General features: G+C 41.6%; 10 protein-coding genes. 7 read left to right on the top strand and 3 right to left on the bottom strand.

Annotated elements, in window-relative coordinates; genetic code table 11:
* Positions 1-296: 296 nt before the first annotated feature.
* The 3 genes from fur to BKK50_RS04425 form a co-directional block, all read right to left on the bottom strand.
* The gene (gene fur / locus BKK50_RS04415; RefSeq protein ID WP_077415695.1) at positions 297-743 is read right to left on the bottom strand and encodes a ferric iron uptake transcriptional regulator; all 447 of its coding nucleotides are present in this window, start codon (positions 741-743) and stop codon (positions 297-299) included.
* A gap of 27 nt (positions 744-770) precedes the next feature.
* Positions 771-1,295, bottom strand: a complete 525-nt coding sequence (fldA, locus tag BKK50_RS04420; RefSeq protein ID WP_077415697.1) for a flavodoxin FldA — start codon at positions 1,293-1,295, stop codon at positions 771-773.
* Between the two features lie 106 nt (positions 1,296-1,401).
* Positions 1,402-2,187: an alpha/beta fold hydrolase gene (locus BKK50_RS04425; RefSeq protein WP_077415699.1), complete on the bottom strand. Its 786-nt coding sequence runs from the start codon at positions 2,185-2,187 to the stop codon at positions 1,402-1,404.
* 69 nt (positions 2,188-2,256) lie between these two features.
* Between BKK50_RS04425 and seqA the strand changes: the two genes are divergently transcribed.
* From seqA to lpxM, 7 genes are read left to right on the top strand one after another with little or no spacing between them, the layout of a single operon-like run.
* Positions 2,257-2,913, top strand: a complete 657-nt coding sequence (seqA, locus tag BKK50_RS04430) for a replication initiation negative regulator SeqA (RefSeq protein WP_077415714.1) — start codon at positions 2,257-2,259, stop codon at positions 2,911-2,913.
* Positions 2,882-4,288: an o-succinylbenzoate--CoA ligase gene (gene menE / locus BKK50_RS04435; protein ID WP_077415701.1), complete on the top strand. Its 1,407-nt coding sequence runs from the start codon at positions 2,882-2,884 to the stop codon at positions 4,286-4,288. The genes seqA and menE overlap by 32 nt, the downstream gene beginning before the upstream one ends.
* A gap of 7 nt (positions 4,289-4,295) precedes the next feature.
* Positions 4,296-7,637: a mechanosensitive channel MscK gene (gene mscK, locus BKK50_RS04440; protein ID WP_077415703.1), complete on the top strand. Its 3,342-nt coding sequence runs from the start codon at positions 4,296-4,298 to the stop codon at positions 7,635-7,637.
* 22 nt (positions 7,638-7,659) lie between these two features.
* Positions 7,660-8,733, top strand: a complete 1,074-nt coding sequence (aroC, locus tag BKK50_RS04445; protein WP_077415705.1) for a chorismate synthase — start codon at positions 7,660-7,662, stop codon at positions 8,731-8,733.
* Between the two features lie 13 nt (positions 8,734-8,746).
* Entirely contained in the window at positions 8,747-9,607 is an 861-nt protein-coding gene (mepA, locus tag BKK50_RS04450) for a penicillin-insensitive murein endopeptidase (protein ID WP_077415707.1), read from the top strand.
* Between the two features lie 30 nt (positions 9,608-9,637).
* Positions 9,638-10,405, top strand: coding sequence for a TSUP family transporter (locus BKK50_RS04455; RefSeq protein ID WP_077415709.1), 768 nt, complete (start codon positions 9,638-9,640; stop codon positions 10,403-10,405).
* A 30-nt stretch (positions 10,406-10,435) separates the two neighbouring features.
* Positions 10,436-11,392 carry a lauroyl-Kdo(2)-lipid IV(A) myristoyltransferase gene (gene lpxM / locus BKK50_RS04460; protein WP_077415712.1) on the top strand — a complete coding sequence of 319 codons (957 nt, stop codon included), beginning with the start codon at positions 10,436-10,438 and terminating at the stop codon, positions 11,390-11,392.
* Positions 11,393-11,606 lie beyond the last annotated feature (214 nt).

An 11,606-nucleotide genomic window follows, 5' to 3' on the forward strand; every position in this document is an offset into this window, starting at 1 on the left:
ATCTAGTACAGCCCCAAATTTTTTTTGAACGTTCAACCACTCGGGCATTAGCTTGGTTTCCTAACATTGATATTGTGTCAAATTTTGAAAACTTACTGAGCGATGAGGTGGATTTAATCGTGATTACCACAACTAAATTAAGTTTCTGTCTTGTGACTAATTAAAGAATTGTCAAGTAATGTCTCCTTTTGGATTTAGGTTGTATATTCTAAACGGAAACGCTCACTTTTTTGTGATTCTTATATAGATATATAGAAAAATACCCGCTTAATTATTAAGCCGGTATTTTTTCAGGATTATTTTTCGTCTTTCTTAATTTCTTCGCATTTGTCAATATCGCTACATTTACCGTAAAGATATAAGCTATGCGCTTTTAATTTGATTCCATATTGTTCGCTGATTTCTCGTTGGCGTTGTTCGATCAGGTTATCGGAAAATTCAAAAACTTTGCCACAATCTTCGCAAATAATATGGTCGTGATGTTCTGTTGGGGCAAGTTCAAAAACCGATTTATTCCCTTCGAAATTATGACGGATTAAAATATGCGCTTCATCAAACTGATTTAGCACGCGATAAACTGTCGCAAGCCCAATATCGCTGCCTTGTTCCAGTAAAATTTTATATACATCTTCTGCAGAAAAATGTTCATTTTTGTGACTTTGCATTAAAGCCAAAATAGTCAAACGAGGTTCGGTAATTTTTAAGCCCGCTTTTTTGAGTAATTTAATATTTTCTTCAGACATAATGTTCCCTTCTGATGTGATGGTGAGTTAAGCGAGTTCCGCTAAACACATTTCCTCATAAATTTGTTTACACCATTTTTCTACACGTTCGGCGGTGAGTTCCGGCTGACGATCTTCATCAATACACAAACCGATAAAAGTGCCTTCTTCTAAGAGGGCTTTTGAGGCTTCAAAGGTATAACCTTCTGTTGACCAGTTTCCGACAACGATAGCGCCATGAGGTTCGACAATATCACGCACTGTTCCAATTGCATCACAGAAATAATCAGCGTAGTCTTCTTGATCGCCACAACCGAAAATGGCCACTAATTTATCGCTAAAATCAATTTCTTCTAAAGTCGGGAAAAAATCGTCCCAGTCCGCTTGGGCTTCGCCATAGTACCAAGTTGGAATCCCGAACAGTAAAAAATCATAGGCTTCAATATCTTCTTTTGACGTTTTGGCGATATCACGAATATCGACTAATTCATTGCCCAATTGTTTTTGAATCATTTTGGCGATATTTTCGGTATTGCCCGTATCACTACCGTAAAATAAACCCACTACTGCCATTTTTCTTTCCTTTAAAATAAAATGTTTAAAAATGATGACATCATAAGAGATTTCCTCTCAAGATTTGCGGTGAACTATACCATAAATCAATTCTCATTTGAACCAATTAATTCTTATTTAGAAACCGATGAATCGCACGAATGACGAAGTCCGGTTTTTCCGCGTGAACCCAGTGTCCACAGCCATTTATCGTGAATGAAGTGGCATGAGGAAATTGTGCCAAAATAGCCTCTGTATTTTCCGGTTTGATATAGGATGAATTTCCTCCTCGAATAAACAGGGTCGGGGTTTCTACCTGCACATTTTGCCAATCCATTAAATGAGGATATTGGTTAAAAAGTGCGCTTAAATGAAAGCGGAAAAACTCTGCCGAAGTAGGCTCAAAGGATTTCAGCATAAATTGGATCACCGCAGGATCGCCAATATGTTCTTCTAAAATGGATTTTGCCTGCTGTCGGGTTTGTGGCGCAGCATTTTTTACGGCAAATAAACCTTGAAAAACATCTTGATGTCCTTGATTGCCGTAAGGAAGGGGAGCAATATCAATGACGATCAATTTTTCGATGATTTCAGGATGAAGTGCGGTTAATTTCATTGCCGTTTTTCCGCCCATAGAGTGCCCGATCAAAATGACTTTTGCTAAGTTGAGATGCTGAATAAGTGAGAATAGATCTTCTGCCATCAGGGTATAATCCATCAATTCACTACGGAAACTTTGCCCGTGATTACGTAAATCTACACGTAAAATATCGTAGTGCTCACTAAAAGCACGAGCGATCACGCCGAGATTGTTCATATCGCCGAATAAACCATGAATAAAAACCAAGGTAGGCTGAGTAATTGTTTGTTTTGCTTGATGAAATTGGAAATTTAATAATTGTGGATTTGGCATAATTTTCGCGTGAGAATTGGCTGAGAAGTCGTTATAATGGGCAAAATTTTAGCAGAGGGAGAAACAAAAATGAAGATTATTGAAGTGGATGAAGAATTATACCAATACATTGCGCGACAAACCCAATCCATTGGTGAAAGTGCTTCCGATATTCTTCGCCGTTTGCTGAATTTACCCACTAACCCGAGTCGTACATTAGATTTTGTTTCCTTTGATGAGACAAATAAAAGTGCGGTCAAATCCGATGCGGTTTTGCCAAAAGAACCCCCATCGGAGAATGTTTCTCAATCCTCATCGACATCTGCTGTTAAAAATCTTGAGCCAGCCCTATCGAAAACCGTGAGAAAACAATCGGAAACGGCGATCAGCCAAATGACGGACAAAGTTCGGGCTTTGCTTAATTCTCCAGAATTTAAAGAAGAAACCAAAGCCGTTGTGCGTTTTTTATCCATTTTAAGAGTGCTTTATCGGACAAATCCGGAAAGTTTTGCTCAGGCAACAGAATCGCTACAAGGGCGTACCCGGGTGTACTTTGCGCGCGATGAGGCCACATTGTTAATGGCGGGGAATCACACCAAGCCGAAACAAATTCCTGATACACCTTATTGGGTGATAACCAATACTAATAGCGGTAGAAAAATGTTAATGCTAGAAGGGGCAATGCAATCTATGGATTTGCCGGAAAGCCTGATCGATGAAGTGCGTGCCTATTTTGTCAGTAACTAAATTTTTTCCTTGGCAAGCCTTTGCTAATGATCCTCAATATTGTGAGAAAATCGCCTTGCGTTCATCGCAAGGTGATGTTTTTACTTGGGAAGAGGTTGGACAAAAAATCAATCAAACGGTTGTGTTTTTACAAACCCGTGGGATCACATCGGAAAGTGCGGTTGCTTTTTGCGGTAAAAATTCTGAATCAATCCTTTTTCTTTATTTGGCGACAATTCAGATCGGCGCAAAAATTCTTGGTTTAAATCCGGCATTTCCACAAGAAAAAATCTATGCGTTGTGTGATGAATATGGCATTGATGGGTGTTTTTTTGATGAGGATTTGGTGGATATTCCGGCAGGATCTTCATCTGCCCCGTTGTCTTATCAGGATGTGGATTTTTTACGCCCAGCGACAATGACACTCACCTCCGGTTCAAGTGGTTTACCCAAAGCGGTAGTGCATCATATTCAAGCACATTTGGACAATGCCCGAGGGGTTTGTCAATTAATGCACTTTAATGCCCAGCAATCTTGGTTATTGTCACTGCCTTTATATCACGTATCGGGACAAGGCATTGTATGGCGTTGGTTGCTTTGTGGGGCGGAGTTACATTTTCCTCAAGCAGATTTTTTTGCTTCCCTTTTACAAGCCAGCCACGTGTCATTGGTGCCAACACAACTTCAACGCTTGCTTGATTATCTTACGCAGCATCCCCAAGTCAGTTTTAAAACGAAGCATATTTTATTGGGGGGGGCGCACACTCCGGTGGAATTAACTCAAGTGGTTCGGCAATATGGCATCACGGCTTATAGCGGATATGGTATGACGGAGATGGCCTCAACGGTTTTTGCCAAACCCTCAGATAATTCACCCGGTGTTGGTCAGCCCCTTTTAGGGCGTGACTTTCAACTGGTAAACGAAGAAATTTGGTTGAAAGGAGCCGGGCTGGCATTGGGTTATTGGAAAAACGGTGAGATGATCCCACTCACTAATGCTCAAGGTTGGTTGCAAACAAAGGATAAAGGAGTTTGGCAAAATAATGAATTAGTCATTGTCGGTCGTTTAGATAATATGTTTATTTCCGGTGGGGAAAATATCCAACCGGAGGAAATTGAAAGGGTGATCTTGCAATCCCATTTGGTGAAACAAGTCTGGGTATTGCCTAAAGCGGATCGGGAATTTGGTGCAAGACCGGTTGCTATTGTTGAATTTTATGAACACTTCACGGAAAGTGCGGTCGAAAAATTGCGTGTTTTTTTACAAGCACATTTAGCAAGATTTAAGCACCCCATCGCTTATTATCCATTGCCTCTAGGGATACGACAAGGGGCGATTAAGATTTCACGTAAAGCGTTAGCGCAATGGCTGGCGTCTCAAGAACAAAATAAATAGGAAAACTATGAAATTACCTCGTTTTTTTACCGCACTTTCAGCGGCTTGTATTATGGGGGTTGTGCTTTCACAATCAGCCATGGCAGTTGGGCAAACCTCATTACCCACAGAACAAAGCCTCAAAGCCGAGTTGGAGGCAGCACAAAAAATGGACGATGCGGAAGCAAAAAAATCACGCATTGATGAATTGCAAACCTCTCTCGATTTGTTAAAACAAATTCAAGCTCAGCAAAACAGCAATGATGAGTTAAATAATACTTTGGCGCTTGCGGATGCGGAAACGCAAAAAAATAATGCGGAGTTGCAAAATCTTAAAAAACGCTTGGATCAAGCCCGTGCCGATGATTATCAATCGACCTCATTAACGGATCTGCAAGCCGATTTAGAAACCCTGAACAATCAACAACAGGAAACTCAAACGGCACTGAGTGCGGCCAATTCTCTTGTAGCAGAGCAAAGTGCGGTATCTGAACGTGCGCAAACCGCATTGGCGGAGAATTTAAAACGTAGCCAAGTGTTAAATCAATCTCTTTCAGACGGCACAGCCAGTAGCTCGCAAGAACAGCAATACCAATTGGAATTACAGCTCATTGAGCTTAAAAACACCTATAATCAAACCCTACTGAAAAATAGTGATCAACTTTCCGTTCTCTATCAAAGTCGCTACGACTTGCTTAATGTTAAACAACAGGTTCAACAGCAGCAAATTTCTGCGATCCAAGAGATGATTAATCAGAAAAATTTAGAGCAAAGTCAAAATAAAGTTGAGCAGGCACAACAACAGCAACAAAGAGCGGTTAAAAATGATTATATTCAGAAAGAATTGGATCGTAATGCACAATTAAGCAAGTTTTTGCTGGAGCAAACCGAGAAAACCAATACGTTGACTCAAGATGAACTGAGAATGCGTAATGTGTTAGATAGCTTAACCCAAACACAGCGTACGATTGACGGACAAATTAGCGCATTGCAAGGCACTTTGGTTCTTTCCCGAATTATTCAGCAACAAAAGCAAAAATTACCGACAAATCTGAATATTCAAGGGTTATCAAAACAAATTGCCGATTTACGGGTGCAAATTTTTGATATCACCCAGCGCCGCAATGAGCTCTATGATTTAGAGGCTTATATTCAAAAAGTGGAATTAGAGGAAAACCAACACTTTACGGCAACGGAAAAAACACAATTAACCACCTTGCTGACGGAACGCCGTAAAATGGGTTCCGATCTGATTAAGTCCCTCAATAATCAATTAAATTTAGCGATTTCCTTGGAATTAACCCAACAGCAAATTACACAAATTAGCGATCAAATTCAGTCGAAACTCGATCAACAAAGTTTCTGGGTGAAAAGTAACAACCCGATCAATTTAGATTGGTTTAAAATGTTGCCGATGTCATTAGAAGCGCAATTTAATGGTATGACGAAACATTTGGGTTTTCCAACCAATTTTGATAATTTACCTTCGTTGCTCATCTATGTGTTTCTTTTAATCGTGGTTGGGGGAGCAATCTTTAAATTTAAACCGGCGATCACCCATCGTTTGGCGATGATCAATGGTGAAATTAATACCCTGCGTGCAGATACTCAGTGGCATACGCCAATGGCATTGATTTTAACGGGATTGTTGAATTTATCCGGTACGCTTTGGTTTCTTGCCGTCTGCCAGATGATTGGTTTTTTCTTCTTCCGAAATCCGCAGGAATTTTGGGATTGGTCTTTCCAAATGGCGGGTTATTGGTGGTTCTTTAATGTATGGTTTGCGATTTTCCGTCCCAATGGCATTTTTGTCCGCCATTTTGGCTTTGCGCAAGACGATGCAGAGAAATTCCGTGGTGTGGTAAAACGGATTATCATTGCTGTTGTTTTGTTATTGAATACATCGGTATTTAGTAATGTGATGGATAATGGTCTGGCAAATGATGTATTAGGTGAAATTAATACCATTGCCTCCTTAATTTTCTGTACAGTTATTATTGCGCCGCGCTTTAATCGTGCCCTTCGGGCTTATGAAGAAAACCAAGCGCAACGCAATAATGTGATTGTGAAAACCATTCAGATTTTATTGCAGCTGGTTCCTATCGGTTTAATTTTGTTGATTGTTCTTGGTTATTACTATACCGCACTGAATTTGATTCAACATATCATTAATTCTTACATTGCTTGGTGTATCTGGTTTATTTTACGCAATGTGATCTACCGTGGAATTACGGTGTCATCACGCCATTTAGCGCATCGCCGTCTAATGGAAAAACGCTATCAAAAAGCGGAAGAATTTAATGATGGTGTGCCTTCAGATGATGTGGTGGTGATTACCGATCAAGAAGAGGGTTTGGCGTTAAATGAAGTAAGAAGTCAACTACTCCGTTTTGCAGACTTGTTTATTTGGTCGGCATTATTTGCGATTTTCTATTTTGTTTGGTCGGATCTTGTGACTGTGGCGAGCTATTTACGTGATATCACCCTATGGCAACAAAGCTCTGTGGTGGACGGTACAAATGTGACAGAAAGTATCACGCTATTTAATTTGCTTGTGGCATTGATTATTGTGGGCATTACCTATGTGCTTGTCAGAAATATTTCAGGTATTTTAGAAATTCTACTTTTCTCACGCTTGAAATTATCGCAGGGGACACCTTATACCATTACCACCTTATTGACTTATATTATTGTTGCCGTAGGCGGTGCCTGGGCGTTTGCTACACTCGGGATGTCTTGGTCTAAATTACAATGGTTATTTGCCGCACTCTCTGTGGGATTGGGTTTCGGTATGCAAGAAATTTTTGCGAATTTTGTTTCCGGTATTATCCTGCTGTTTGAACGTCCGATTCGTGTGGGCGATACTGTCACAATAAACGGTGTGAGCGGGACGGTGGCGAAAATTCGTATTCGTGCGATTACCATCATTGATTTTGATCGTAAAGAAGTGATTGTACCCAATAAATCTTTTGTGACCGGTCAAGTGATAAATTGGGCGCTGTCTAATACGATGACACGCTTGGTAGTCAATGTTGGGGTGGCTTATGGCTCCGATTTGGAATTAGTGAAAAAATTACTCCTTCAAGCAGCAAACGAACAACCGGCGGTCTTAAAAGATCCTGAACCAAGGGCACTATTCTTAGCTTTTGGAGCGAGTACATTGGATCATGAATTGCGTGTTTATGTGGGGCAACTTTCTGAACGAACAAATACCATAGATGCGCTAAATCGCCGCATCAATGAGCTTTTTGCTGAAAATAATATTGAGATTGCATTTAATCAGCTTGATGTCTTTATTAAAAATCATGATACCGGTGAAGAAATTTGTTTTAAGGATACCAATGCAACCGGATTATCGGCTCAAAAATAATCAAAAAAATAAGAGGTAAACTATGGCAGGCAACACAATCGGACAACTTTTCCGTGTGACAACTTTTGGGGAATCCCATGGCATTGCACTGGGCTGTATTGTAGACGGCGTTCCCCCGAATATGACCTTATCAGAGGCAGATATTCAGCCGGATTTGGATCGCCGTAAGCCGGGCACATCCCGCTACACCACGCCACGCCGGGAAGCCGATGAGGTGCAAATTTTATCGGGTGTCTTTGAAGGGAAAACCACCGGAACGAGCATTGGGATGATTATTAAAAATGCGGATCAACGTTCCCAAGATTACGGTGAAATTAAAGATCGTTTTCGCCCGGGTCATGCGGATTTTACTTATCAACAAAAATACGGTATCCGAGATTATCGTGGTGGCGGGCGTTCTTCCGCCCGTGAAACCGCAATGAGGGTGGCAGCCGGTGCCATTGCCAAAAAATATTTGCGGGAGCAATTTGGTATTGAGGTTCGTGGTTTTTTAAGCCAAATTGGCGAAGTGAAAATTGCGCCACAAACGGTGGGAAAGATCGATTGGCAGACAGTAGAGAGCAACCCTTTCTTTTGCCCCGATGAAAGTGCGGTCGAAAAATTCGATGAATTGATCCGTGAACTCAAAAAAGAAGGGGATTCAATCGGCGCAAAACTCACGGTGATTGCTGAAAATGTACCCGTGGGGTTAGGGGAGCCGGTATTTGATCGCTTGGATGCGGATTTGGCTCATGCTTTAATGGGCATTAATGCGGTAAAAGGGGTGGAAATTGGCGATGGATTTGCGGTGGCGGAACAACGAGGTAGCCAACATCGTGACGAAATGACCCCAAATGGTTTTGAAAGTAATCATGCAGGCGGTATTTTAGGCGGGATTAGCTCCGGTCAGCCGATCATTGCCACTATTGCATTGAAGCCGACTTCCAGCATAACTATCCCCGGTCGTTCCGTGAACCTTGATGGCGAAGCCGTGGAAGTGGTGACAAAAGGTCGTCATGATCCTTGTGTGGGGATTCGTGCTGTCCCCATTGCAGAAGCGATGGTCGCCATCGTATTGTTGGATCATTTATTACGTTTTAAGGCGCAATGTAAGTAGTAAGGCGTGTGAAATGAATAAAATTGTATTAAAAACTGCGGTTGTTTTAACCGCACTTTTTTCGTTAAATATACAGGCCTCTCCCCAAGATTGGCAGCAAATTAAGCGACCAATCCCAAGCGAAGATGGGCGGGCAAAACCCATAGGAAGTTATTCCAACGGCTGTATTATTGGTGCGCAAGCATTACCCGTAAAAGGTGAAGGATATCAGGTGATTCGTATGAATCGTAACCGTTATTATGGTCACCCGGAGATGATAAACTACCTAAAACGTTTGGGTGAAAAAGCGAAAGCGGCCGGTTTGCCGACTATGTTAGTGGGGGATATTGCTATGCCGGGGGGAGGACGTTTTTTAACCGGTCATGCCAGCCACCAAATGGGATTAGATGCGGATATTTGGTTGCGTATGGGCGCAATGTCTGATGCCGATGCACTGAATTCCGATGGAAAAGGATTATTAGTGGTGGATCGTAAAGCACAACGTGTTGATGAGCGTGTTTGGAATCCGCATCACGCCACATTAATTAAGCTTGCGGCACAAGAGCCAAATGTGACCCGAATTTTTGTCAACCCGGCGATTAAAGTGAAACTTTGTCAAACGGCAGGTCATGACAGAGGGTGGCTAAATAAAATTCGCCCTTGGTTTGGTCATGATTCACATTTTCACGTTCGTTTAAAATGCCCGGCGGATGCCGCTTATTGTGAAGATCAAGCCCCTGTTCCGGCAGGTGATGGTTGTGGTGATGAACTTTATTCTTGGTTTAAACCGGCAAAACCGGGTACGGGCTCAAGTAAGCCAAAAGTGGTACCGCCTGAACCTTTTTTATGCCAACAAATATTGAACTCACCGAATCGAAGTGAATGGTTAGAATAATTTGAAATATCGAATATAAGAGAAAATAGTATGGAATTGGGCGTTGATATTTTAGCAATATTATTTGTTGTGGCTTTTATCGCGGCGTTTATTGATGCCATTGCAGGTGGGGGCGGCTTACTTACCATTCCAGCGTTACTGATGACGGGAATGCCGCCTGCAATGGCATTGGGCACCAACAAATTGCAAGCGATGGGCGGGGCATTTTCTGCAAGCCTCTATTTTTTACGGAAAAGAGCGGTCAATTTACGGGAAGTTTGGTTTATTTTACTCTGCGTTTTTATCGGCTCGGCACTGGGGACGATCTTAATTCAACTGCTTGATGTGTCAGTATTTAAGAAAATTTTGCCTTTCCTCATTTTAGCCATCGGATTGTATTTTCTCTTTACGCCTAAATTGGGTGATGACGATCGTCAACAACGTTTAACCTATGGTGTTTTTGGTGTTGCTATTAGCCCATTTTTAGGTTTTTATGACGGCTTTTTTGGACCGGGCACGGGGTCTATTATGAGTTTGGCTTGCGTCACCTTATTAGGTTTTAATCTTGCCAAAGCCACCGCTCATGCCAAGGTGATGAACTTCACTTCAAACCTTGCTTCCTTTTTGCTTTTCTTAGTCGGTGGACAAATTTTATGGGGGGCAGGTATTGTGATGATGATCGGGAGCATCCTTGGAGCAAATTGGGGTGCTAAAATGGTGATGACCAAGGGGAAAACCTTAATTCGTCCTATGGTCGTGGTGATGTCGTTTTTGATGACGGCAAAAATGGCATACGATCAAGGTTGGTTTAATTATTAAAGTGCGGTTTATTTCGCCGCTGTTTTTAGTATGACAGATTCTCAACAACATATTCGCTTAACAGCTCGTGTGGGCTATGAGCCACATTTTTCGTGGTCTTATTTAAAACCAAAATACTGGGGCATTTGGCTTGGTATTTTCTTTTTGCTTTTATTGGCATTTGTACCTTTTCGGCTGCGTGATAAATTCGCAGCAAAGTTAGGCGTATGGATTGGGTATAAGGCAAAAAAACAGCGTAAACGGGCTCAAGTTAATCTGAGTTACTGTTTCCCAATGTGGACGGAGCCACAACGTGAGCAAGTGATTGATAAAATGTTTGCGGTGGTGGCTCAAGTGATGTTAGGGATTGGTGAGATTGCTGTCCGCTCGAAAAAACATCTGCAAAAACGCAGTGAATTTATCGGGATTGAGCATATTCAAAAAGCCAAAGCCGAAGGGTATAACATTATTTTAATGGTGCCTCATGGTTGGGCGATTGATGCTTCCGGGATTATTTTACATACCCATGGGATGCCGATGACCTCCATGTATAACCCCCATCGCAATCCTTTAGTGGATTGGCTTTGGACAATGGTTCGTCAGCGTTTTGGGGGAAAAATGCACGCCCGCCAAAATGGTATTAAACCTTTTTTAAGCCATGTTCGTCAGGGGGAAATGGGGTACTACTTGCCAGATGAAGATTTTGGTGCCGAACAAAGTGTTTTTGTGGATTTTTTTGGTACTTATAAAGCCACCCTTCCGGGTTTAAATAAAATGGCGAAGTTGGCGAAAGCGGTTGTCATTCCTATGTTCCCTCGGTATAACGCTAAAAGTGGGAGATATGAAATGGAAATTCATCCGCCTATGATGCTGAGTGATGAACCTGAAAAATCAGCCCGAGCGATGAATGAAGAAATCGAAACGTTTGTTATGCCAACCCCGGAACAATATGTTTGGATTTTACAATTATTAAGAACACGAAAGGATGGCAAAGATCTTTATGATTAATGAATACTACTCACAAAAGTGCGGTAAAAATTCGGTATTATGTAGCACTTGCACAATGTTGCTTTTTTGTTATCTTGTAGGGACACACTGCGTGTGTCCGAGTTTTAACCTATTGAAATAATTTGATTTTATAACGGACACACGCAGTGTGTCCCTATGTTTTGGTTAAAATTTCTGTTTTATGCATTTGCTACATAATACCGGAAAAAGCCAT

This window comes from Rodentibacter rarus, from assembly GCF_001998965.1.
Lineage (GTDB): Bacteria > Pseudomonadota > Gammaproteobacteria > Enterobacterales > Pasteurellaceae > Rodentibacter > Rodentibacter rarus.

Bases quoted from the DNA above. Each gene is read 5' to 3' on its own strand.
- fldA (WP_077415697.1), bottom strand. From the start codon at position 1,295: ATGGCAGTAGTGGGTTTATTTTACGGTAGTGATACGGGCAATACCGAA.
- BKK50_RS04425 (WP_077415699.1), bottom strand. From the start codon at position 2,187: ATGCCAAATCCACAATTATTAAATTTCCAATTTCATCAAGCAAAACAA.
- mepA (WP_077415707.1), top strand. From the start codon at position 8,747: ATGAATAAAATTGTATTAAAAACTGCGGTTGTTTTAACCGCACTTTTT.
- BKK50_RS04455 (WP_077415709.1), top strand. From the start codon at position 9,638: ATGGAATTGGGCGTTGATATTTTAGCAATATTATTTGTTGTGGCTTTT.
- aroC (WP_077415705.1), top strand. From the start codon at position 7,660: ATGGCAGGCAACACAATCGGACAACTTTTCCGTGTGACAACTTTTGGG.
- lpxM (WP_077415712.1), top strand. From the start codon at position 10,436: ATGACAGATTCTCAACAACATATTCGCTTAACAGCTCGTGTGGGCTAT.
- fur (WP_077415695.1), bottom strand. From the start codon at position 743: ATGTCTGAAGAAAATATTAAATTACTCAAAAAAGCGGGCTTAAAAATT.
- mscK (WP_077415703.1), top strand. From the start codon at position 4,296: ATGAAATTACCTCGTTTTTTTACCGCACTTTCAGCGGCTTGTATTATG.
- menE (WP_077415701.1), top strand. From the start codon at position 2,882: ATGAAGTGCGTGCCTATTTTGTCAGTAACTAAATTTTTTCCTTGGCAA.
- seqA (WP_077415714.1), top strand. From the start codon at position 2,257: ATGAAGATTATTGAAGTGGATGAAGAATTATACCAATACATTGCGCGA.